The organism is Pseudomonas sp. Lz4W, assembly GCF_000346225.2.
GTDB lineage: Bacteria > Pseudomonadota > Gammaproteobacteria > Pseudomonadales > Pseudomonadaceae > Aquipseudomonas > Aquipseudomonas paraversuta.
This window is the reverse complement of the sequence record NZ_CP017432.1, coordinates 531,789-553,068: the sequence shown is the minus strand read 5'-3', so window position 1 is coordinate 553,068 and position 21,280 is coordinate 531,789. Positions and strand designations below refer to the sequence as shown.

General features: G+C 55.0%; 33 protein-coding genes. 1 reads left to right on the top strand and 32 read right to left on the bottom strand.

All coding sequences use genetic code 11. From position 1 onward, the window contains the following. Positions 1-146: 146 nt before the first annotated feature. On the bottom strand, positions 147-683 hold the full coding sequence (locus B195_RS02670) for a single-stranded DNA-binding protein (RefSeq protein WP_003444330.1): 537 nt from the start codon (positions 681-683) through the stop codon (positions 147-149). 9 nt (positions 684-692) lie between these two features. Beyond that, positions 693-2,084, bottom strand: coding sequence for an MFS transporter (locus B195_RS02665; protein WP_003444333.1), 1,392 nt, complete (start codon positions 2,082-2,084; stop codon positions 693-695). Positions 2,085-2,281: 197 nt separating this feature from the next. On the opposite strand from B195_RS02665, the gene uvrA reads away from it, so the two are divergent. Further along, the gene (uvrA, locus tag B195_RS02660; RefSeq protein WP_003444334.1) at positions 2,282-5,116 is read left to right on the top strand and encodes an excinuclease ABC subunit UvrA; all 2,835 of its coding nucleotides are present in this window, start codon (positions 2,282-2,284) and stop codon (positions 5,114-5,116) included. Positions 5,117-5,237: 121 nt separating this feature from the next. Here the strand turns inward: uvrA and bfr are convergent, their stop codons facing one another. From bfr to rpsJ, 30 genes are all read right to left on the bottom strand, one after another. Then, positions 5,238-5,702: a bacterioferritin gene (gene bfr, locus B195_RS02655; protein ID WP_003444336.1), complete on the bottom strand. Its 465-nt coding sequence runs from the start codon at positions 5,700-5,702 to the stop codon at positions 5,238-5,240. 155 nt (positions 5,703-5,857) lie between these two features. After that, positions 5,858-7,306, bottom strand: coding sequence for a catalase (locus tag B195_RS02650; RefSeq protein ID WP_003444355.1), 1,449 nt, complete (start codon positions 7,304-7,306; stop codon positions 5,858-5,860). 173 nt (positions 7,307-7,479) lie between these two features. Further along, a complete protein-coding gene (gene rplQ / locus B195_RS02645; protein WP_003444357.1) occupies positions 7,480-7,866 on the bottom strand; it encodes a 50S ribosomal protein L17 in 387 nt (128 codons plus the stop codon). A gap of 42 nt (positions 7,867-7,908) precedes the next feature. Continuing rightward, positions 7,909-8,910, bottom strand: coding sequence for a DNA-directed RNA polymerase subunit alpha (gene rpoA, locus B195_RS02640; protein WP_003176403.1), 1,002 nt, complete (start codon positions 8,908-8,910; stop codon positions 7,909-7,911). 22 nt (positions 8,911-8,932) lie between these two features. Beyond that, positions 8,933-9,553, bottom strand: coding sequence for a 30S ribosomal protein S4 (gene rpsD, locus B195_RS02635; RefSeq protein ID WP_003444359.1), 621 nt, complete (start codon positions 9,551-9,553; stop codon positions 8,933-8,935). 18 nt (positions 9,554-9,571) lie between these two features. After that, on the bottom strand, positions 9,572-9,961 hold the full coding sequence (gene rpsK, locus B195_RS02630; RefSeq protein WP_002555466.1) for a 30S ribosomal protein S11: 390 nt from the start codon (positions 9,959-9,961) through the stop codon (positions 9,572-9,574). A 30-nt stretch (positions 9,962-9,991) separates the two neighbouring features. Then, positions 9,992-10,348, bottom strand: coding sequence for a 30S ribosomal protein S13 (rpsM, locus tag B195_RS02625; RefSeq protein WP_003444360.1), 357 nt, complete (start codon positions 10,346-10,348; stop codon positions 9,992-9,994). A 129-nt stretch (positions 10,349-10,477) separates the two neighbouring features. Next, positions 10,478-10,594 (bottom strand): 50S ribosomal protein L36, encoded by a 117-nt coding sequence (rpmJ, locus tag B195_RS02620; protein ID WP_002555468.1) that lies wholly within the window; start codon positions 10,592-10,594, stop codon positions 10,478-10,480. 28 nt (positions 10,595-10,622) lie between these two features. After that, positions 10,623-11,951: a preprotein translocase subunit SecY gene (gene secY, locus B195_RS02615; protein WP_003444361.1), complete on the bottom strand. Its 1,329-nt coding sequence runs from the start codon at positions 11,949-11,951 to the stop codon at positions 10,623-10,625. Continuing rightward, positions 11,952-12,389, bottom strand: a complete 438-nt coding sequence (rplO, locus tag B195_RS02610) for a 50S ribosomal protein L15 (RefSeq protein ID WP_003444362.1) — start codon at positions 12,387-12,389, stop codon at positions 11,952-11,954. A 3-nt stretch (positions 12,390-12,392) separates the two neighbouring features. Continuing rightward, positions 12,393-12,569 carry a 50S ribosomal protein L30 gene (gene rpmD / locus B195_RS02605; RefSeq protein ID WP_003444363.1) on the bottom strand — a complete coding sequence of 59 codons (177 nt, stop codon included), beginning with the start codon at positions 12,567-12,569 and terminating at the stop codon, positions 12,393-12,395. Between the two features lie 2 nt (positions 12,570-12,571). Further along, entirely contained in the window at positions 12,572-13,072 is a 501-nt protein-coding gene (rpsE, locus tag B195_RS02600) for a 30S ribosomal protein S5 (protein WP_003186035.1), read from the bottom strand. A gap of 3 nt (positions 13,073-13,075) precedes the next feature. Then, entirely contained in the window at positions 13,076-13,426 is a 351-nt protein-coding gene (gene rplR, locus B195_RS02595; RefSeq protein ID WP_003444364.1) for a 50S ribosomal protein L18, read from the bottom strand. Between the two features lie 10 nt (positions 13,427-13,436). Beyond that, positions 13,437-13,970, bottom strand: coding sequence for a 50S ribosomal protein L6 (rplF, locus tag B195_RS02590; RefSeq protein ID WP_003444365.1), 534 nt, complete (start codon positions 13,968-13,970; stop codon positions 13,437-13,439). Between the two features lie 12 nt (positions 13,971-13,982). After that, positions 13,983-14,375: a 30S ribosomal protein S8 gene (rpsH, locus tag B195_RS02585; protein WP_003444366.1), complete on the bottom strand. Its 393-nt coding sequence runs from the start codon at positions 14,373-14,375 to the stop codon at positions 13,983-13,985. Positions 14,376-14,587: 212 nt separating this feature from the next. Further along, positions 14,588-14,893 carry a 30S ribosomal protein S14 gene (gene rpsN / locus B195_RS02580; RefSeq protein WP_003444367.1) on the bottom strand — a complete coding sequence of 102 codons (306 nt, stop codon included), beginning with the start codon at positions 14,891-14,893 and terminating at the stop codon, positions 14,588-14,590. Between the two features lie 13 nt (positions 14,894-14,906). Next, a complete protein-coding gene (gene rplE, locus B195_RS02575; RefSeq protein WP_003444368.1) occupies positions 14,907-15,446 on the bottom strand; it encodes a 50S ribosomal protein L5 in 540 nt (179 codons plus the stop codon). A gap of 22 nt (positions 15,447-15,468) precedes the next feature. Further along, on the bottom strand, positions 15,469-15,783 hold the full coding sequence (rplX, locus tag B195_RS02570) for a 50S ribosomal protein L24 (RefSeq protein WP_003444369.1): 315 nt from the start codon (positions 15,781-15,783) through the stop codon (positions 15,469-15,471). Between the two features lie 11 nt (positions 15,784-15,794). Next, positions 15,795-16,163 (bottom strand): 50S ribosomal protein L14, encoded by a 369-nt coding sequence (gene rplN, locus B195_RS02565; RefSeq protein ID WP_002555479.1) that lies wholly within the window; start codon positions 16,161-16,163, stop codon positions 15,795-15,797. A gap of 23 nt (positions 16,164-16,186) precedes the next feature. Beyond that, the gene (gene rpsQ, locus B195_RS02560) at positions 16,187-16,453 is read right to left on the bottom strand and encodes a 30S ribosomal protein S17 (protein WP_003444370.1); all 267 of its coding nucleotides are present in this window, start codon (positions 16,451-16,453) and stop codon (positions 16,187-16,189) included. A gap of 2 nt (positions 16,454-16,455) precedes the next feature. Further along, positions 16,456-16,647 carry a 50S ribosomal protein L29 gene (gene rpmC / locus B195_RS02555; RefSeq protein WP_003444371.1) on the bottom strand — a complete coding sequence of 64 codons (192 nt, stop codon included), beginning with the start codon at positions 16,645-16,647 and terminating at the stop codon, positions 16,456-16,458. After that, positions 16,647-17,060 (bottom strand): 50S ribosomal protein L16, encoded by a 414-nt coding sequence (rplP, locus tag B195_RS02550; protein WP_003444372.1) that lies wholly within the window; start codon positions 17,058-17,060, stop codon positions 16,647-16,649. Before rplP ends, rpmC begins: the two co-directional genes overlap by 1 nt. A 12-nt stretch (positions 17,061-17,072) precedes the next feature. Then, the gene (gene rpsC / locus B195_RS02545; protein WP_003176422.1) at positions 17,073-17,759 is read right to left on the bottom strand and encodes a 30S ribosomal protein S3; all 687 of its coding nucleotides are present in this window, start codon (positions 17,757-17,759) and stop codon (positions 17,073-17,075) included. A 13-nt stretch (positions 17,760-17,772) separates the two neighbouring features. Then, positions 17,773-18,105 carry a 50S ribosomal protein L22 gene (rplV, locus tag B195_RS02540; RefSeq protein ID WP_003444373.1) on the bottom strand — a complete coding sequence of 111 codons (333 nt, stop codon included), beginning with the start codon at positions 18,103-18,105 and terminating at the stop codon, positions 17,773-17,775. A 13-nt stretch (positions 18,106-18,118) separates the two neighbouring features. Then, positions 18,119-18,394 carry a 30S ribosomal protein S19 gene (gene rpsS / locus B195_RS02535; protein WP_003232420.1) on the bottom strand — a complete coding sequence of 92 codons (276 nt, stop codon included), beginning with the start codon at positions 18,392-18,394 and terminating at the stop codon, positions 18,119-18,121. A 16-nt stretch (positions 18,395-18,410) separates the two neighbouring features. Then, on the bottom strand, positions 18,411-19,235 hold the full coding sequence (gene rplB / locus B195_RS02530) for a 50S ribosomal protein L2 (protein WP_003444374.1): 825 nt from the start codon (positions 19,233-19,235) through the stop codon (positions 18,411-18,413). Positions 19,236-19,249: 14 nt separating this feature from the next. Continuing rightward, positions 19,250-19,549, bottom strand: coding sequence for a 50S ribosomal protein L23 (gene rplW / locus B195_RS02525; RefSeq protein ID WP_003444375.1), 300 nt, complete (start codon positions 19,547-19,549; stop codon positions 19,250-19,252). Then, on the bottom strand, positions 19,546-20,148 hold the full coding sequence (gene rplD / locus B195_RS02520; protein ID WP_003444376.1) for a 50S ribosomal protein L4: 603 nt from the start codon (positions 20,146-20,148) through the stop codon (positions 19,546-19,548). The genes rplW and rplD overlap by 4 nt, the downstream gene beginning before the upstream one ends. A gap of 12 nt (positions 20,149-20,160) precedes the next feature. Further along, entirely contained in the window at positions 20,161-20,796 is a 636-nt protein-coding gene (gene rplC, locus B195_RS02515) for a 50S ribosomal protein L3 (protein WP_003444377.1), read from the bottom strand. 81 nt (positions 20,797-20,877) lie between these two features. Next, positions 20,878-21,189, bottom strand: coding sequence for a 30S ribosomal protein S10 (gene rpsJ, locus B195_RS02510; protein ID WP_003186070.1), 312 nt, complete (start codon positions 21,187-21,189; stop codon positions 20,878-20,880). Between the last annotated feature and the right edge of the window lie 91 nt (positions 21,190-21,280).

Below are 21,280 nucleotides of genomic sequence, written 5' to 3'. Positions count from 1 at the left end.
GCCCGGTTGCCATTTTTTGCAGGACGGATCTGAGTGTTGTCAGCGCCCTGCGCGGCGCAGCCATTTCCGGCCCCAAACAAAAGGCCCGTTGCTGAACCAGCGACGGGCCTTTGTTGGTTCTGAGTATGTCGCCCGAAGGCTAGTCGCTAGAACGGGATATCGTCATCAAAGCTGTCGAAGTCCGGTGCAGGTTGAGGTGCCTGCTGCTGCGGCGCTGGGCGCGACTGCTGCTGTTGAGGCTGTTGCTGCTGCGGCGCAGGGCGTTGAGCCTGCTGACGCGGTGCAGACTGCTGTGGCTGGTAGTTGTTACCACCGCCCTGGTTTTGTTGGTCGCCCTGCGGACGGCCGCCCAGCAGTTGCATGGTGCCTTGCATGTCGACCACGATTTCGGTGGTGTAACGCTTGATACCGTCTTTTTCCCACTCACGGGTTTGCAGCTTGCCTTCGATGTACACCTGCGAACCCTTGCGCAGGTATTCGCCAGCGATCTCGGCAACCTTGCCGAACATCGATACACGGTGCCATTCAGTCTTTTCGACTTTCTGGCCGGTTTGCTTGTCGGTCCACTGTTCGCTGGTTGCCAGACTCAGGTTGGTCACGGCATTACCGTTAGGCAAGTAGCGAACTTCGGGATCCTGGCCGCACGTGCCGACCAATATAACTTTGTTAACCCCACGGGCCATAACGTTCTCCTAGGCTTCGCACGTCGGCGCTGGGTTAACCAACTGCTCGAGTGTCGCGCGATCCAATAGTTCGGTGTCCAATTTGATATAAATGGCAGCCTCTTGTGCTACCACCACTGCATCTGTAACGCCTGTAACAGCCTTTAAACGCTCGGCCAGACCTGCTTCGCGAAGCGCTTCAGGCGATAGCGGCAAGCGCAAGCTTGTCACATAAGGCGGTTCACGCATGGTAACAGCAAAGACCAGCCAGAGTGCAGCCAGACCTGCGCATCCAAGGAACACAACCGACAAACCGCCATGCTGAAATAACCAGCCGCCGAGTATGCCGCCCAGTGCCGAACCGAGGAACTGGCTGGTGGAATAAACCCCCATCGCCGTACCCTTGCCACCCGCCGGAGATACCTTGCTGATCAACGAAGGCAATGAAGCTTCGAGCAGGTTGAACGCGGTGAAAAACACCACGGTACCTATCACCAACGCTCGCAAGCTGTCGCCGAACTTCCAGAAGAATAGCTCAGTGAGCATCAACGTCACGACGGCGCCGAGTAAAACTCGTTTCATTTTGCGTTTCTTTTCGCCGTAGATGATGAACGGAATCATGGCGAAGAAAGAAATCAGCAAGGCAGTCAGGTACACCCACCAATGTTGCTCTTTGGGCAGGCCGGCTTTTTCGACCAGCGCCAGCGGCAATGCGATGAAACTCGACATCAGCATGGCGTGCAGTACGAAAATCCCCAGGTCCAGACGCAGCAGGTCAGGGTGCCGCAAGGTCGGCAGCAATGCCTGCCTGGCGACCCCCGACTCGCGGTGCTGCAAGGTACCGGTTGAGCGCGGCACCATGAACATGACGATGACGATCCCGACCAGCGCCATGCCGCCGGTGGCCAGGAACAGGCCCGACAACCCGAAGGCCCGGGTTAACAACGGGCCTACGACCATCGCCACCGCAAACGACAAGCCAATGGTCATGCCGATCATGGCCATGGCTTTGGTGCGGTGCTGTTCGCGAGTGAGGTCTGAAAGCAACGCCATTACGGCGGCAGAGATTGCGCCTGCACCCTGCAGGATCCGACCGGCAATGACGCCCCAGATCGAGTCCGAGTTGGCTGCCAGCACACTACCGAGGGCGAAGACGATCAACCCAAGGTAAATAACCGGACGCCGACCAATACGGTCAGAAATAACCCCGAAAGGAATCTGAAAAATTGCCTGAGTCAGGCCGTATGCGCCTATGGCCAGGCCGATCAGGGCTGGCGTCGCACCGGCGAGGTCCATCCCATAGGTCGCCAGAACCGGCAACACCATAAACATGCCAAGCATACGGAAGGCGAACACAAGGGCCAGACCGCTTGCTGCCCGGGTCTCGCTACCACTCATGCGGTCGCTGTGGGGATCGTGCATGGAATAACCTCATGTGAACCGGCGGCGATTCTACCAGTCCCATCGAGTAACAGCACACACACGAGAGAGGCGCGACGCTTTGTCACGTAAAAGTTATAAAGGCTCATTAATACCAACATGCCATTAAGAGCCTGCACAGCTTTCGTACAGATCCGTATACTCATTCGTTTACGTTATGCCCGCCAAGCGAGGCCGCAGTGGACAAGATCCTGATACGTGGGGCACGAACCCACAACCTGAAGAACATCGACCTGACCCTGCCCAGGGACAAGCTGATCGTCATCACCGGACTGTCTGGCTCCGGCAAATCATCCCTGGCGTTTGATACGCTGTACGCTGAAGGCCAACGCCGTTATGTCGAGTCGCTGTCGGCCTATGCCCGGCAGTTCTTGTCGATGATGGAAAAGCCTGACGTCGATACCATCGAAGGTCTGTCACCGGCGATATCCATCGAGCAGAAATCAACATCCCATAACCCGCGTTCCACTGTCGGCACCATCACCGAAATTTATGATTACCTGCGCCTGCTGTATGCCCGCGTAGGCATCCCCCGCTGCCCCGATCACGACATCCCGCTTGAAGCCCAAACCGTCAGCCAAATGGTCGACCTGGTACTGGCGCAGCCGGAAGGCAGCAAACTGATGCTCCTGGCCCCCGTGATTCGCGAGCGCAAAGGTGAACACCTTTCGGTTTTTGAAGAGCTGCGCGCTCAAGGTTTCGTGCGGGCCCGGGTCAATGGCAGACTCTGCGAACTGGACGAGCTGCCCAAGCTCGACAAGCAGAAGAAGCACACTATTGATGTAGTGGTTGACCGCTTCAAGGTTCGCCCTGACCTGCAACAGCGCCTGGCCGAGTCATTCGAGACCGCGCTGAAGCTGGCCGACGGCATTGCTCTGGTTGCACCTATGGACGACGAGCCGGGCGAAGAGATGATCTTCTCCGCGCGCTTCGCCTGCCCGATCTGCGGCCATGCCATCAGCGAACTTGAGCCCAAACTGTTTTCCTTCAACAACCCTGCCGGGGCGTGTCCGACCTGTGACGGTTTGGGGGTCAAGCAGTTTTTCGATATCAAACGCCTGGTCAATGGCGAGCTGACGCTGGCCGAAGGCGCCATACGCGGCTGGGACCGGCGTAACGTTTATTACTTCCAGATGCTCGGGGCGCTGGCCAAGCATTACGACTTCAGTCTGGAAGTGCCCTTCGGTGAACTCCCGGCCGACAAGCAAAAAGTCATTTTGTATGGCAGCGGCACCCATAACGTTGATTTCCGCTATCTGAATGATCGGGGCGATATCGTCAAGCGCTCGCACCCGTTTGAAGGCATCGTGCCCAACCTGGAGCGCCGCTATCGCGAAACCGAATCGGCCACTGTGCGCGAAGAGCTGGCCAAGTTCCTGAGCACTCAGTCTTGCCCGGATTGCCGCGGTACCCGCCTGCGTCGCGAAGCCCGTCACGTCTGGGTCGGCGAGAAAACCCTGCCGGCCGTGACCAATATGCCGATCGGGGATGCAACCGAGTATTTCAGCACCCTGAGCCTGACCGGGCGCCGCGGGGAAATCGCCGACAAGATCCTCAAGGAAATTCGCGAACGCCTGCAGTTTTTGGTGAACGTGGGCCTGGACTATCTGTCGCTGGATCGCAGTGCTGACACCCTGTCTGGCGGTGAGGCGCAACGTATCCGTCTGGCCAGTCAGATCGGCGCAGGTCTGGTCGGAGTGCTGTACATCCTCGACGAGCCCTCCATCGGTCTGCATCAGCGCGATAACGATCGCCTGCTCGGCACCCTCAAGCATCTGCGCGACATCGGCAACACAGTGATTGTGGTGGAGCATGACGAGGATGCGATTCGTCTGGCGGACTATGTGGTTGATATCGGCCCGGGCGCCGGGGTGCATGGCGGACACATCGTTGCCCAAGGCACGCCTGCCGAGGTGATGGCGCATCCGGATTCGCTGACCGGTAAGTACCTGTCGGGCCGTGTGAAAATTCCCGTGCCGGCCAAACGTACGCCGCGCAACAAGAAGATGACGCTGTCGCTCAAGGGCGCCCGCGGCAACAACTTGCGCAACGTGGATCTGGAAATCCCTCTGGGGCTGCTGACCTGTGTGACCGGGGTTTCGGGTTCGGGCAAGTCGACGCTGATCAACAACACGCTCTACCCGCTCAGTGCTACCGCCCTGAATGGCGCGACCACCCTGGAGGCCGCGGCGCACGACAGCATCAAAGGCCTTGAGCATCTGGACAAGGTGGTCGATATCGACCAGAGCCCGATCGGTCGTACCCCTCGTTCCAACCCGGCAACGTACACCGGGCTGTTCACGCCTATCCGCGAGTTGTTTTCCGGCGTACCGGAATCCCGCTCCCGGGGCTACGGGCCAGGGCGTTTCTCCTTCAACGTGAAGGGCGGACGCTGCGAGGCATGTCAGGGCGATGGCCTGATCAAGGTGGAAATGCACTTTCTGCCCGACATCTATGTTCCTTGTGACGTGTGCAAGAGCAAGCGCTACAACCGTGAAACCCTTGAAATCAAATACAAGGGCAAGAGCATTCACGAAGTGCTGGAGATGACGATCGAAGAAGCCCGTGTGTTCTTCGACGCGGTGCCTGCGCTGGCGCGCAAGCTGCAGACACTGATGGATGTAGGTCTGTCGTACATCAAGCTGGGGCAGTCCGCCACGACGCTGTCAGGCGGCGAGGCGCAACGGGTCAAACTGTCCCGCGAGCTGTCCAAGCGCGATACCGGCAAGACCCTGTATATCCTCGATGAACCTACAACAGGCCTGCACTTTGCTGACATCCAGCAATTGCTGGATGTGCTGCATCGACTACGAGACCACGGCAATACGGTGGTGGTGATCGAACACAACCTGGACGTCATCAAGACTGCTGACTGGCTGGTGGATCTTGGGCCAGAAGGCGGCTCCAAAGGTGGGCAGATCATAGCGGTCGGCACACCGGAAGACGTGGCTGAGATGGCGCAATCCCATACAGGCTTCTATTTGAAGCCGCTGCTGATCCGCGACAGGGATTAAATCCCGGGCATGAAAAAGCCCCTGCCATTGTGAAGTGGCAGGGGCTTTTTCATGGGTCAGACTTCTGCTCGCAATCTTTTAACGGCTCGCGGGCAAGTGCGCGCCTACAGATCGAGGTCGGTCAGAACTGCGATTGCAGGTAGTTCTGCAGGCCGATGGCCTTGATCAGGCCCAACTGCTTTTCCAGCCAGTAGGTGTGATCTTCTTCAGTGTCTGCCAGCTGAATGCGCAACATGTCGCGGCTCACGTAATCCTTGTGCTGCTCGCACAGAGCGATGCCCTTGCAGAGCGCTGCGCGAACCTTGTACTCAAGACGCAAGTCGGCAGCAAACATCTCAGGCACTGTGGTACCGACATCCAGATCATCCGGGCGCATGCGCGGAGTGCCTTCGAGCATCAGAATCCGGCGCATCAACGCATCAGCGTGTTGTGCCTCTTCTTCCATTTCGTGGTTGATACGCTCGTACAGCTTGGCAAAGCCCCAGTCCTCGTACATACGGGAATGGACAAAGTATTGGTCACGTGCAGCCAGCTCGCCGGTGAGCAACGTGTTGAGATAATCGATTACGTCCGGGTGCCCTTGCATCGCCGCACATCTCCCTGCTTGAAAGACTGTAGTTTGAACCAAGCTGACCGGGAGGTCACGACTCAATCGCTATAAAATCCTGCATTTGTAGAGAAAACAGAGCTAAATAACGCAAAAACCGCCCAATTGAGGGCGGTTCTGCTTCTCACTTAGACTTACTTAGCCTTTACACCCAGTGCTTTGGCAACACCGTCACCGTAAGCCTGATCGGCGTTGTAGAAATGCTGCAGCTGACGCTGCACAACATCTGGCGTAACCCCGTCCATGGCGCCTGCAATATTGTTTATCAGCAGGGTTTTCTGCTGGTCATTCATCAGACGGAACAGCGCACCGGCATGGCTGTAGTAATCGCTGTCAACCCGATGATCGTAACGATCGGCCGCGCCACTCAGGGCCAAAGGCGGCTCTGCATACTGCGGCGCCTGCTTGGGTGCATCGGCATAGCTGTTGGGTTCATAGTTGGGTGCAGCGCCACCGTTGTTGCCAAAAGCCATCGAGCCATCGCGCTGGTAGTTATGCACAGGCACCCGCGCAGCGTTGATCGGCAAGTGCTGGTGGTTGGTGCCTATACGGTAACGATGGGCATCCGCGTAAGCGAACACACGGCCTTGCAGCATGCGATCTGGCGACAGACCGACACCCGGAACCATGTTGCTTGGACCAAATGCAGCCTGCTCCACCTCGGCAAAGTAGTTAAGCGGATTGCGATTCAACTCCAGCTCGCCAATTTCAATCAGCGGGAACTCTTTCTGCGACCAGGTTTTGGTCACGTCAAACGGGTTTTCGTAGTGGGCCGCAGCCTGGGCTTCAGTCATGACTTGCATGCATACGCGCCATTTCGGGAAGTCGCCCCGCTCGATGGCATCAAACAGATCACGCTGCGCGTAGTCCGGATCACTGCCTGCAAGACGCTCGGCTTCCGCTGGCGGCAGGTTCTTGATGCCTTGCATGGTTTTATAGTGCCATTTGACCCAGTGACGCTCACCGGCCGCATTGATCAGGCTGTAGGTGTGGCTGCCGAACCCGTGCATGTGGCGATAGCCATCCGGGATGCCACGATCGGAAAACAGGATGGTGACCTGGTGCAGGGATTCAGGGGAATGCGACCAGAAGTCCCACATCATCTGTGCACTTTTCAGATTGCTCTGCGGAAGGCGTTTTTGGGTGTGGATAAAGTCAGGAAACTTCAACGGATCACGAATGAAGAATACCGGGGTGTTGTTACCCACGATGTCCCAGTTGCCTTCTTCGGTATAGAACTTGAGGGCAAAACCACGTGGATCACGGGCAGTGTCTGCCGAGCCGCGCTCGCCGCCTACGGTAGAGAAACGCAGAAAGGTCGGGGTTTGCTTGCCTACGGTATCAAACAGCTTGGCGCTGCTGAGTTGAGCCATGTCACGGGTCAGCGTGAAGGTGCCATGTGCACCCGAACCCTTGGCGTGGACACGACGCTCCGGAATGTTTTCACGGTTGAAGTGAGCAAGCTTTTCGATCAGATGAAAATCATCGAGCAACAATGGGCCACGGGGGCCAGCAGAACGAGAATTCTGGTTGTCAGCAACTGGAGCGCCGCTGGCGGTCGTAAGCGTTTTGGTCTGGCTCATGCTTTTGCTTCCTCAGTAAGTCTTTGTACTGCCGGCTAATCGGCTGAGGAGGAGTATTGACCATGAACTCTACGCGGGCAAATTCATTAATTGATCGCGATCAATAGAAAATAATAATTAATCAGACACAAAAAACCGGGCACTAGGCCCGGTTCTTTGTAGAGACTGACGTCTTACTCAGCGGATACAGCTTCACCGCCAACTGGACGATCAACCAACTCGACGTACGCCATAGGCGCGTTGTCGCCAGCACGGAAACCGCACTTGAGGATGCGCAGGTAGCCACCCTCACGAGTTGCATAACGCTTGCCCAGATCGTTGAACAGCTTACCAACGATGGCTTTCGAACGCGTACGGTCGAATGCCAGACGGCGGTTAGCCAGACAATCATTCTTGGCCAGAGTAATCAGCGGCTCAGCAACGCGACGCAATTCTTTGGCTTTCGGCAGAGTCGTTTTGATCAGCTCGTGCTCAAACAACGACACTGCCATGTTTTGAAACATAGCCTTGCGGTGGGAGCTAGTGCGGCTCAGGTGACGACCACTTTTACGATGACGCATGGTTCATTCCTTACCAAACACAACGTTCGGTGATTACGACGATCAGGCAGTCGCCTTGTCGTCCTTCTTAAGACTTGCAGGCGGCCAGTTGTCGAGGCGCATGCCGAGGGACAGACCACGGGAGGCCAGAACGTCCTTGATTTCAGTCAAGGATTTCTTGCCCAGGTTCGGAGTCTTCAACAGTTCTACTTCGGTGCGCTGAATCAGGTCACCGATGTAGTAAATGTTCTCCGCCTTAAGGCAGTTGGCCGAACGCACGGTCAGTTCCAGATCGTCAACCGGACGAAGCAGGATCGGATCGATCTCGTCTTCCTGTTCGATAACCACTGGTTCGCTGTCACCTTTGAGGTCGACGAATGCAGCCAACTGCTGTTGCAGGATGGTTGCAGCACGACGAATAGCCTCTTCAGGATCCAGTGTACCGTTGGTCTCCAGATCAATAACCAGCTTGTCCAGGTTAGTACGCTGCTCGACACGGGCGTTTTCCACCACGTATGCGATACGGCGAACCGGGCTGAACGAAGAGTCAAGCTGCAAGCGACCAATGCTGCGGCTTTCGTCTTCATCGCTCTGACGCGAGTCTGCTGGTTCATAACCACGACCACGAGCTACAGTGAGCTTCATGTTCAAGGCGCCGTTAGACGCCAGGTTGGCGATTACGTGATCGGGATTAACGATCTCGACATCATGATCCAGCTGAATATCGGCAGCGGTAACCACCCCCGAACCCTTCTTCGACAAGGTCAGCGTAACTTCGTCACGGCCGTGCAGCTTGATAGCCAGACCTTTAAGGTTCAACAGGATTTCAATTACGTCTTCCTGTACACCTTCGATGGCGCTGTACTCGTGGAGCACACCATCAATCTCGGCCTCGACTACTGCACAGCCTGGCATTGAGGACAACAGGATGCGTCGCAGCGCGTTGCCCAGGGTGTGGCCAAAACCACGCTCGAGAGGCTCGAGTGTGATTTTAGCGCGGGTTGGACTGACAACTTGCACATCAATATGGCGAGGTGTCAGGAACTCATTTACCGAAATCTGCATGGATGCACCTATTTTCTAGCCCTTACTTGGAGTAGAGCTCGACAATCAGGCTTTCGTTGATGTCGGCGGACAGATCACTGCGAGCAGGAACGTTCTTGAAAACGCCCGACTTCTTCTCAGTGTCTACTTCTACCCATTCTACGCGGCCACGTTGGGCACACAGATCGAGAGCTTGGACAATGCGAAGCTGGTTCTTTGCTTTCTCGCGGATAGCGACCACGTCACCAGCACGTACCTGGTAGGACGGAACGTTAACGGTCTGACCGTTTACGCTGATCGACTTGTGCGATACCAACTGACGGGATTCGGCACGAGTAGAACCGAAACCCATACGGTATACGACGTTATCCAGGCGGCATTCGAGCAGTTGCAACAGGTTTTCGCCAGTTGCACCTTTCTTGCCAGCAGCTTGTTTGTAGTAGCCGCTGAACTGACGCTCGAGAACGCCGTAGATACGACGGACCTTCTGCTTTTCACGCAGTTGGGTGCCGTAGTCGGATTGGCGACCGCGGCGTTGGCCGTGGATGCCTGGAGCAGCTTCAATATTGCACTTCGATTCGATAGCGCGCACACCACTCTTCAAGAAGAGATCGGTGCCTTCACGACGTGCCAGTTTGCATTTTGGACCAATGTAACGAGCCATTCTTTACAGTCTCCTGGATTACACGCGGCGCTTCTTCGGCGGACGGCACCCGTTGTGCGGGATTGGCGTCACGTCGGTGATGCTGGCGATCTTATAGCCACAGCCGTTCAAAGCACGGACAGCGGACTCACGACCTGGACCTGGACCTTTAACGTTAACGTCAAGGTTTTTCAGGCCATATTCCAGCGCAGCTTGACCAGCACGTTCAGCAGCTACTTGAGCAGCGAACGGGGTGGACTTGCGAGAACCGCGGAAACCCGAACCACCGGAGGTAGCCCAAGAAAGCGCGTTACCCTGACGGTCGGTGATGGTCACGATTGTGTTGTTGAAAGACGCGTGGATGTGGGCGATGCCATCAACCACTGTCTTTTTGACTTTTTTACGAGGACGAGCAGCAGGTTTTGCCATGACTAAATTCCTGTCGATTCGCTGGTGCGATTACTTGCGGATCGGCTTACGCGGACCTTTGCGAGTACGCGCGTTGGTCTTGGTACGCTGACCGCGTACTGGAAGACCACGACGATGGCGCAGACCGCGGTAGCAGCCCAAATCCATCAAGCGTTTGATTTTCATGTTGACTTCACGACGCAGGTCACCTTCAGTGGTGAACTTTGCCACTTCGCCACGCAGCAACTCAATCTGCTCGTCGCTCAGATCTTTGATCTTAGCGGCTGGGTTTACCCCAGTCTCTGCGCAAATTTTCTGCGCAGTAGTGCGACCAACACCAAAGATGTAGGTCAGCGAGATAACAGTGTGCTTGTTATCTGGAATGTTAACGCCTGCAATACGGGCCATTCAGTGGGACTCCAATTGACAGCTACCTACGCCCCGGAAGCCAAGAAATAGGGCGCGAGATAATATCGCTGTAATAACAAATAATCAACCCAGCAGCGCACTAGCTGCTGGGCTTCAAACAGATCACACTCAGCCTTGGCGCTGTTTGTGACGTGGTTCCGCGCTGCAAATTACCCGAACAACACCTTCGCGGCGAATAATCTTGCAGTTACGGCACAGCTTTTTCACCGATGCACGAACTTTCATCACCAACTCCTCTCACCTTATGGGTACTTCAGCGAAGCATGCCGCTGCCGTAGCCCTTCAGGTTGGCTTTCTTCATCAGGGATTCGTACTGGTGCGAAACGAGGTGCGATTGTACTTGGGACATGAAGTCCATAACAACCACGACCACGATCAGCAACGAGGTCCCGCCAAGGTAGAACGGAACGTTTGCCGCAACCACCAGGAACTGGGGCAACAGACATACGGCCGTCATATAAAGAGCACCGAACAGAGTCAAACGAGTCAAAACGCCATCAATATAGCGCGCCGACTGCTCACCTGGACGGATACCCGGAATAAAGGCACCGGACTTCTTCAGGTTTTCCGCTACGTCTTTCGGATTGAACATCAACGCCGTATAGAAGAAGCAGAAGAAAATAATCCCTGCACTAAACAGCAGAATATTCAACGGCTGACCAGGAGCGATCGACTGCGAGATGTCCTGCAACCAGCCCATACCTTCAGACTGACCGAACCAGGCACCCAGCGAAGCCGGGAACAGCAAAATGCTGCTCGCAAAAATAGCCGGAATAACACCGGCCATATTCACTTTCAGCGGTAGGTGGCTAGTCTGCGCAGCAAACACCTTGCGGCCCTGCTGACGCTTGGCGTAGTGAACAGCAATACGACGCTGACCACGCTCAATGAACACCACGAAACCGATAATCGCTACTGCCAGCAAACCGATAGCAACCAGAGCGAAGATATTGATATCGCCCTGACGCGCAGACTCGAAAGACTGCCCAATTGCTCTCGGAAGACCGGCGACGATACCCGAAAAAATCAACATCGAGATACCGTTGCCAACACCACGCTCAGTAATCTGCTCACCCAGCCACATCATGAACATTGCACCAGCCACAAAAGTGGTTACTGCAACGAAATGGAAGCCCAGGTCACCAGTGAACGCTACGCCTTGCCCTGCCAGACCTATGGACATGCCAATAGCCTGAACAAGAGCAAGAGCGACAGTGAGGTAGCGGGTGTACTGGCTTATCTTGCGACGACCAGCTTCACCTTCCTTCTTCAACTGCTCCAGCTGCGGGCTGACAGCGGACATAAGCTGCATGATGATCGATGCCGAAATGTACGGCATGATCCCCAGCGCAAAAATACTCATCCGCTCCAGCGCGCCGCCGGAAAACATGTTGAACAAGCTAAGAATGGTCCCCTCATTCTGTCGAAACAGGTCCGCCAACCGGTCCGGGTTAATACCTGGAACTGGGATGTGTGCGCCTATTCGGTAGACGATAATCGCCAGGAATAGAAAACGCAGACGAGCCCAGAGCTCGGATAACCCGCCTTTGCTGAGCGCTGAGAGAGCACCTTGCTTAGCCATTTATTCCTCGAACTTGCCGCCAGCTGCTTCGATAGCCGAACGCGCACCTTTGGTGGCGCCGATTCCCTTGCCGATTGTGACAGCGCGAGTAACTTCACCGGACAGCATGATTTTCACACGCAGTACGTTGACGTTGATCACGTTGGCATCTTTCAGGGTCTGCACAGTAACGATGTCGCCTTCCACTTTAGCCAGCTCGGACAAACGCACTTCTGCGCGATCCATGGCTTTCAGGGAAACGAAACCGAACTTAGGCAGACGGCGATGCAGCGGCTGTTGACCGCCTTCAAAGCCTGGAGCAATTGTGCCACCGGAACGGGAGGACTGACCTTTGTGACCACGGCCACCAGTCTTACCCAAACCGCTACCGATACCACGGCCCGGACGATGCTTTTCGCGACGGGAACCCGGCGCTGGACTCAGATCATTGAGTTTCATCGATTAACCCTCTACACGCAGCATGTAGTAAGCCTTGTTGATCATCCCGCGATTCTCGGGAGTATCAAGTACTTCTACAGTGTGACCGATGCGACGCAGACCCAGACCCTTAATGCACAGTTTGTGATTAGGGATGCGGCCGGTCATGCTTTTGATCAGCGTTACTTTAACGGTAGCCATGATCAGAAGATCTCCTTAACGCTTTTGCCACGCTTAGCGGCAATAGACTCAGGAGACTGCATAGCCTTCAAACCCTTGAAAGTGGCGTGAACCACGTTTACCGGGTTAGTCGAGCCGTAGCACTTGGCCAGAACGTTCTGAACGCCAGCAACTTCGAGGACAGCACGCATAGCGCCGCCAGCGATGATACCGGTACCTTCAGAAGCAGGCTGCATGTACACCTTCGAAGCGCCATGAGCGGACTTCATTGCGTACTGCAGAGTTGTGCCGTTCAGGTCAACTTGGATCATGTTGCGGCGAGCAGCTTCCATTGCCTTCTGGATCGCAGCAGGCACTTCACGTGACTTGCCACGGCCGAAGCCAACGCGCCCTTTACCATCACCAACCACGGTCAACGCGGTGAAAGTGAAGATACGGCCGCCTTTAACGGTTTTGGCTACGCGGTTAACTTGAACCAGCTTCTCAATGTAGCCTTCGTCGCGCTTTTGGTCGTTATTTGACATAACTTAGAACTCCAGCCCAGCTTCACGAGCAGCCTCAGCCAGCGCTTTCACGCGGCCGTGGTACTTGAAGCCAGAGCGGTCGAAAGCCACCTGCGAGACGCCAGCGGCTTTTGCACGCGTAGCGACCAGCTGGCCAACCTTTGTGGCCGCGTCGATGTTGCCAGTAGCAGCATCACGCAGTTCTTTGTCCAAAGTCGAGGCACTTGCCAGGACTTTGCTGCCGTCGGCCGAGATGACCTGGGCGTATATATGCTGCGACGAGCGGAACACGCAGAGACGCACGACTTCGAGTTCGTGCATTTTCAGACGTGCTTTGCGAGCGCGACGCAGGCGAGTAACTTTTTTGTCGGTCATTTGCTATGCCCTACTTCTTCTTGGCTTCTTTACGACGGACGACTTCGTCCGCGTAACGTACACCCTTACCTTTATAAGGCTCTGGCGGACGGAAACCGCGGATCTCAGCGGCCACCTGACCTACCAGCTGCTTATCAATACCCCGGATCAGGATATCGGTTTGGCTAGGAGTCTCAGCGGTGATGCCTTCCGGCAGTTCGTAATCCACTGGGTGCGAGAAGCCAAGAGCCAGGTTCAGCACTGTGCCTTTTGCTTGCGCTTTGTAACCAACACCGACCAGCTGGAGCTTGCGCTCGAAGCCTTGGCTTACGCCTTGGACCATGTTGTTTACCAACGCACGAGTGGTACCAGCCATTGCGCGAGTTTGTTGATCGCCATTGCGAGCAGCGAAACGCAGCTCACCAGCTTCTTCAACGATCTCAACGGACGAATGGATGTTCAGTTCTAGAGTGCCCTTGGCACCCTTCACCGAAAGCTGTTGGCCGGCGAATTTTACTTCGACACCAGCTGGCAGCTTAACGGGGTTCTTAGCGACGCGTGACATGCTTATCCCCCCTTAGAACACAGTGCAAAGAACTTCGCCGCCGACACCGGCAGCGCGCGCAGCACGATCCGTCATCACACCTTTGCTGGTGGAGACGATAGACACACCAAGACCGCCACGAACTTTCGGCAGATCTTCGGAGGACTTGTACTGACGCAGGCCTGGACGGCTAACGCGCTTCACTTCTTCGATAACCGAACGGCCTTCGAAGTATTTCAGCTCGATAGACAGCAGTGGTTTGATTTCGCTGCTGATCTGATAATCCGCGATGTAACCTTCGTCTTTGAGAACTTTGGCTACAGCTACCTTCAACGTGGAAGATGGCATGCTTACGACGGACTTTTCAGCCATCTGGGCATTACGGATTCGAGTTAGCATGTCCGCTAACGGGTCCTGCATACTCATGGGCTAGACGCTCCTGTTACAAAAATAATTAGCCTCGCGGCTACATCTGTCGCCGAGTGACTCAATGCTTAAAAAGCACGGGCTCAGGCGAGCCGGTCATTCTAGACACACGCCAGAAATGAATCAAGCCCCAATAGGGGCTTGATTCATATTCAAGGTCACCGACTGTCAGGATCTTGCGATCCTGACAGTGACAACTTTGCCTGTACGCCTTACCAGCTGGCTTTAACCAGACCTGGTACGTCACCGCGCATTGCTGCTTCACGCAATTTGTTACGGCCAAGGCCGAACTTGCGGTAAACACCATGCGGACGACCAGTCAGGCGGCAGCGGTTACGCATGCGCGCAGCGCTTGCGTCACGTGGCTGCTTCTGCAGAGCTACCTGAGCTTCCCAACGTGCTTCTGGACTTGCGTTCAGATCCACGATGATGGCTTTCAGTGCTGCACGCTTCTTGGCGAACTTGGCAACCGTGAGCTGACGCTTCAGCTCGCGGTTTTTCATGCTCATCTTGGCCATTTTCCTACTCCAATCAGTTGCGGAACGGGAATTTGAAAGCACGCAACAAGGCGCGACCTTCATCATCTGTCCGAGCAGTGGTGGTCAGGGTAATGTCCAGACCGCGAAGGGCATCGATCTTGTCGTAGTCGATTTCCGGGAAGATGATCTGCTCTTTCACGCCCATGCTGTAGTTACCACGACCATCGAAGGACTTGGCATTCAGGCCGCGGAAGTCGCGTACCCGAGGCAGGGAGATCGACAGCAGACGATCCAGGAATTCGTACATACGCTCACGGCGCAGAGTAACTTTAACGCCGATCGGCCAGCCTTCGCGAACTTTAAAGCCTGCGATGGACTTGCGAGCGTAGGTCACAACACATTTTTGACCCGTGATCTTTTCCAAATCAGCTACAGCGTGCTCGATGATTTTCTTATCACCGATCGCTTCGCCCAAACCCATGTTCAGGGTGATTTTGGTAACGCGCGGAACTTCCATCACGTTCGAAAGCTTAAGTTCTTCCTTAAGTTTCGGAGCGATTTCCTTCCGGTAAATCTCTTTTAGTCGTGCCATGGTCTTATCTACCTAGCAGTGTTCAAGCATCAACCGCTTTTTGGGTCGACTTGAAGACACGAATTTTCTTGCCTTCTTCTACTTTGAAACCAACGCGGTCAGCCTTGTTGGTTTCGCCGTTGAAGATGGCGACGTTAGAAGCGTCCAGTGGAGCTTCTTTTTCGACGATACCGCCTTGCACGCCCGACATAGGGTTAGGCTTGGTATGACGCTTAACCAGGTTCAGACCGCCAATAACCAAACGGTTGTTAGCGAGAACCTTAAGCACCTTACCGCGCTTACCTTTGTCTTTGCCGGCGATCACGATGATCTCGTCGTCACGACGAATCTTTTGCATGTCGGATCTCCTTACAGCACTTCTGGGGCGAGCGAGACGATCTTCATGAACTTCTCAGTACGAAGTTCACGGGTCACTGGCCCAAAGATACGGGTGCCGATCGGCTCTTGCTTGTTGTTCAGAAGAACAGCAGCGTTGCCATCAAAGCGGATAATGGAGCCATCAGCACGACGTACGCCGTGACGAGTGCGGACTACAACAGCAGTCATCACTTGGCCTTTTTTCACTTTACCGCGAGGAATTGCTTCCTTCACGGTAACTTTGATGATGTCACCGATACCAGCGTAACGACGATGGGAGCCACCCAGCACCTTGATGCACATAACGCGGCGTGCGCCGCTGTTATCGGCCACATCGAGCATGGATTGAGTCTGAATCATATAATTTCTCCGACCCCTAGTCCTTAGACTTCCACAGCGCGTTCGAGAATATCAACCAATGCCCAAGACTTGGTCTTGGCCAGCGGACGAGTTTCACGAATAGTGACCTTGTCGCCGATGTGGCACTGATTGGTTTCGTCGTGCGCGTGCAGCTTAGTCGAACGCTTAACATATTTACCGTAGATCGGGTGCTTAACGCGACGCTCGATCAGTACGGTGATGGTCTTGTCCATCTTGTCGCTGACAACACGGCCAGTCAGCGTACGGACAGTTTTTTCGGCTTCAGCCATGATTACTTACCTGCCTGCTGTTTGAGCACAGTCTTCACGCGAGCGATGTCACGCTTAACTTGCGAGAGCAGATGCGACTGCCCCAACTGGCCAGTTGCTTTCTGCATGCGCAGATTGAACTGGTCGCGCAGCAAGCCGAGCAGTTGCTCGTTCAGCTGCTGTGCGGATTTTTCACGAAGTTCATTCGCTTTCATCACATCACCGTCCGTTTAACAAAGGAGGTGGCGAGCGGCAGCTTTGCAGCAGCCAGGGCGAAAGCCTCACGCGCCAGCTCTTCAGTAACACCCTCGATTTCATACAGGACTTTGCCTGGCTGAATCTGGGCAACCCAATATTCCACGTTACCCTTACCTTTACCCATCCGAACTTCGAGTGGCTTTTTGGTTACAGGCTTGTCCGGGAATACACGGATCCAGATCTTACCGCCACGCTTAACGTGACGGGTCAGTGCACGACGCGCTGATTCGATCTGACGAGCGGTGAGACGACCACGAGCAACAGACTTCAGCGCATATTCGCCGAAGCTGACTTTGCTACCGCGCAATGCCAAGCCACGGTTGTGGCCTGTCATCTGCTTGCGGAACTTCGTACGCTTAGGTTGTAACATTTGGCGTACCCCTTACTTAGCAGCTTTTTTACGAGGCGCTGGTGCTTGTGGCTTCAGTTCTTCTTGGCGACCACCAATTACTTCGCCTTTGAAGATCCAAACCTTTACACCGATCACACCGTAAGTGGTGTGAGCTTCGTAGTTGGCATAGTCGATGTCGGCACGCAGGGTGTGCAGTGGCACACGACCTTCGCGATACCATTCAGTACGTGCGATTTCAGCACCGCCGAGACGACCGCTCACTTGGATTTTGATGCCTTTGGCACCAATGCGCATAGCGTTCTGTACAGCGCGTTTCATCGCGCGACGGAACATTACACGACGCTCCAGCTGCTGAGCTACGCTCTGCGCAACCAGCATACCGTCGAGTTCCGGCTTGCGGATCTCTTCGATATTGATGTGCACAGGCACACCCATTTGCTTGGTCAGGTCCTGACGCAGTTTCTCAACATCTTCACCTTTCTTCCCGATAACGATACCAGGACGAGCAGTGTGGATGGTGATACGTGCAGTCTGAGCCGGACGATGGATATCGATACGGCTTACGGACGCGCTTTTTAGTTTGTCTTGGAGGTATTCACGCACCTTCAGATCAGCGAACAAATAGTCCGCATAAGTCCGGCCGTCTGCGTACCAGACGGAGGTGTGCTCCTTGACGATTCCCAGGCGAATGCCAATGGGATGTACTTTCTGACCCATCTCTTCGACTCCGTTACTTGTCAGCAACCTTGACAGTGATATGGCAAGACCGCTTGACGATGCGATCAGCGCGGCCTTTGGCACGCGGCATGATGCGCTTCAGCGAACGCCCTTCGTTGACGAAAACGGTAGCGACTTTAAGGTCGTCAACGTCTGCGCCTTCGTTATGCTCGGCGTTGGCTACGGCCGACTCCAGCACTTTCTTGATGATCTCGGCGGCTTTCTTGTTGCTGAAAGCCAACAGGTTGAGCGCTTCGCCCACCTTCTTCCCGCGGATCTGGTCGGCGACCAAGCGGGCTTTCTGGGCGGAGATTCGAGCGCCCGACAACTTAGCGGCTACTTCCATCGTTCCTTACCCCTTAACGCTTGGCTTTCTTGTCTGCCACGTGCCCACGATAAGTGCGGGTACCGGCAAACTCGCCTAGTTTATGGCCAACCATGTCTTCGTTCACAAGAACTGGGACATGAAGACGACCGTTATGCACAGCGATGGTCAGACCGACCATTTGTGGCAGGATCATAGAACGGCGCGACCAGGTTTTCACCGGTTTGCGATCGTTCTTTTCCGCCGCCACTTCGATCTTCTTCAGTAGGTGAAGATCAATAAAAGGACCTTTTTTCAGAGAACGTGGCACTGTCGTATCCCTCTATTTACTTGCGACGACGGACGATCATTTTGTCGGTACGCTTATTACCACGAGTCTTCGCGCCCTTAGTCGGGAAGCCCCATGGCGATACCGGATGACGACCACCAGAGGTACGACCTTCACCACCACCATGTGGGTGGTCAACCGGGTTCATGGCAACACCACGAACGGTTGGGCGAACGCCACGCCAGCGTTTGGCACCAGCTTTACCCAGGGAACGCAGGCTGTGCTCGGAGTTCGAGACTTCGCCAAGCGTTGCACGGCATTCAGCCAATACTTTACGCATTTCACCAGAGCGCAGACGCAGGGTCACATAGACACCATCACGAGCGACCAGCTGAGCCGAAGCACCAGCGGAACGTGCGATTTGCGCGCCTTTACCCGGCTTCAATTCGATGCCGTGTACGGTGCTACCAACTGGAATGTTGCGCAGTTGCAGAGCGTTGCCCGGCTTGATCGGTGCCAAAGCACCTGCGATCAGCTGGTCACCGGCACTCACGCCTTTAGGGGCGATGATGTAGCGGCGCTCGCCGTCTGCGTACAACATAAGAGCAATGTGAGCAGTACGGTTTGGATCGTATTCGATACGCTCAACAGTGGCTGGAATGCCATCTTTGTCGTTGCGACGGAAGTCGACCAAACGATAATGCTGCTTATGACCACCACCGATGTGACGCGTGGTAATACGGCCATTGTTGTTACGACCACCAGTCTTCGATTTCTTCTCGAGCAGCGGTGCGTGAGGAGCGCCTTTATGCAGCTCCTGGTTGACCACCTTGACCACATGACGGCGGCCAGGGGAAGTCGGTTTGCATTTAACGATTGCCATGATGCACCCCTTCCTTACTCAGCACTGCTGCTGAAATCGAGATCTTGGCCTGGCTGAAGGGAGATTACTGCCTTCTTCCAGTCATTACGCTTGCCCACGCCGCGAGCGGTGCGCTTGCTTTTACCCAGAACATTCAGGGTAGTAACACGCTCAACTTTCACGCTGAACAGGCTTTCGACGGCCTTCTTGATTTCCAGCTTGGTTGCATCAGTAGCAACCTTGAAAACGAACTGGCCTTTCTTGTCTGCCAGAACCGTAGCCTTCTCGGAAACGTGCGGGCCAAGCAGAACTTTAAATACGCGTTCCTGGTTCATCCCAGCAGCTCCTCGAATTTCTTCACGGCCGACACGGTGATCAACACCTTGTCGTATGCGATCAGACTAACTGGATCGGAACCTTGCACGTCACGTACATCAACGTGTGGCAGGTTGCGAGCAGCCAGGTACAGGTTCTGATCAACAACTTCGGACACGATCAGGACGTCTGTCAGACCCATGCCATTCAGTTTGTTCAGCAGATCTTTGGTCTTCGGTGCTTCAACTGCGAAGTCCTGAACCACGATCAGACGATCAGTACGAACCAGTTCAGCAAGGATGGAACGCATTGCTGCGCGGTACATCTTCTTGTTGAGCTTCTGAGAGTGATCCTGTGGACGAGCTGCGAAAGTGGTACCGCCGCCACGCCAGATTGGGCTACGGATAGTACCGGCACGAGCACGGCCAGTACCTTTCTGACGCCATGGGCGCTTACCGCCACCACGAACATCGGAACGGGTCTTTTGCTGCTTGCTACCTTGACGGCCGCCGGCCATGTAGGCCACGACTGCTTGGTGAACCAGCGTCTCGTTGAACTCGCCGCCAAATGTCAGTTCGGAAACTTCGATCGCTTGAGCGTCATTTACGTTTAATTGCATGTCAGCTTCCCCTTAACCGCGAGCCTTGGCCGCCGGACGTACAACCAGGTTGCCGCCAGTAGCGCCAGGAACAGCACCTTTGACCAACAACAGATTGCGTTCAGCGTCGACGCGCACTACTTCGAGGGACTGCACGGTCACGCGCTCAGCGCCCATATGACCGGACATTTTTTTGCCCTTGAATACACGACCAGGAGTCTGGCACTGGCCAATAGAGCCCGGGACGCGGTGGGAAACGGAGTTACCGTGAGTGTTATCTTGGCCACGGAAATTCCAACGCTTGATCGTACCCTGGAAGCCTTTACCTTTGGACTGACCGGTCACATCGACCATCTGACCTGCGGTGAAGATTTCAGCGTTGATCAGATCGCCTGCCTGGTACTCGCCTTCTTCAAGGCGGAATTCCATTACGGTACGACCAGCTGCAACGTTTGCTTTAGCGAAGTGACCCGCTTGAGCAGCAGTTACACGCGAAGCGCGACGCTCGCCGACAGTGACTTGCACTGCACGATAGCCATCGGTTTCTTCAGTTTTGAACTGGGTGACGCGATTCGGTTCGATCTCAATGACCGTGACCGGAATGGAGACACCTTCTTCGGTGAAAATACGGGTCATACCGCATTTACGACCGACTACACCAATAGTCATGTTGTAAACCTCATGAGTGTACGGGGCTTTCACCCGCTATGGCCGCCCATTTCAGAGCGTTACACGACTAAGACCCAAGTCTTAGCCGAGGCTGATCTGCACTTCCACACCGGCCGCAAGATCAAGCTTCATAAGTGCATCAACGGTTTTATCCGTTGGCTGGACGATGTCCAGTACGCGCTTATGAGTACGGATCTCGTACTGGTCACGCGCGTCTTTGTTGACGTGCGGGGAGACCAGAACGGTGAACCGCTCTTTACGGGTAGGCAGTGGAATTGGACCACGCACTTGAGCACCAGTACGTTTCGCGGTTTCCACGATTTCCTGGGTTGATTGGTCGATCAGGCGATGGTCAAAAGCCTTCAACCTGATACGGATTTGCTGATTTTGCATTGGATTTCAGACTCCAGATTGCTATTCCCACCGAGCGCAATACGCCCGTTAAAAGGAGGCGCAATTCTATAGACGACCCCAGTAGGTGTCA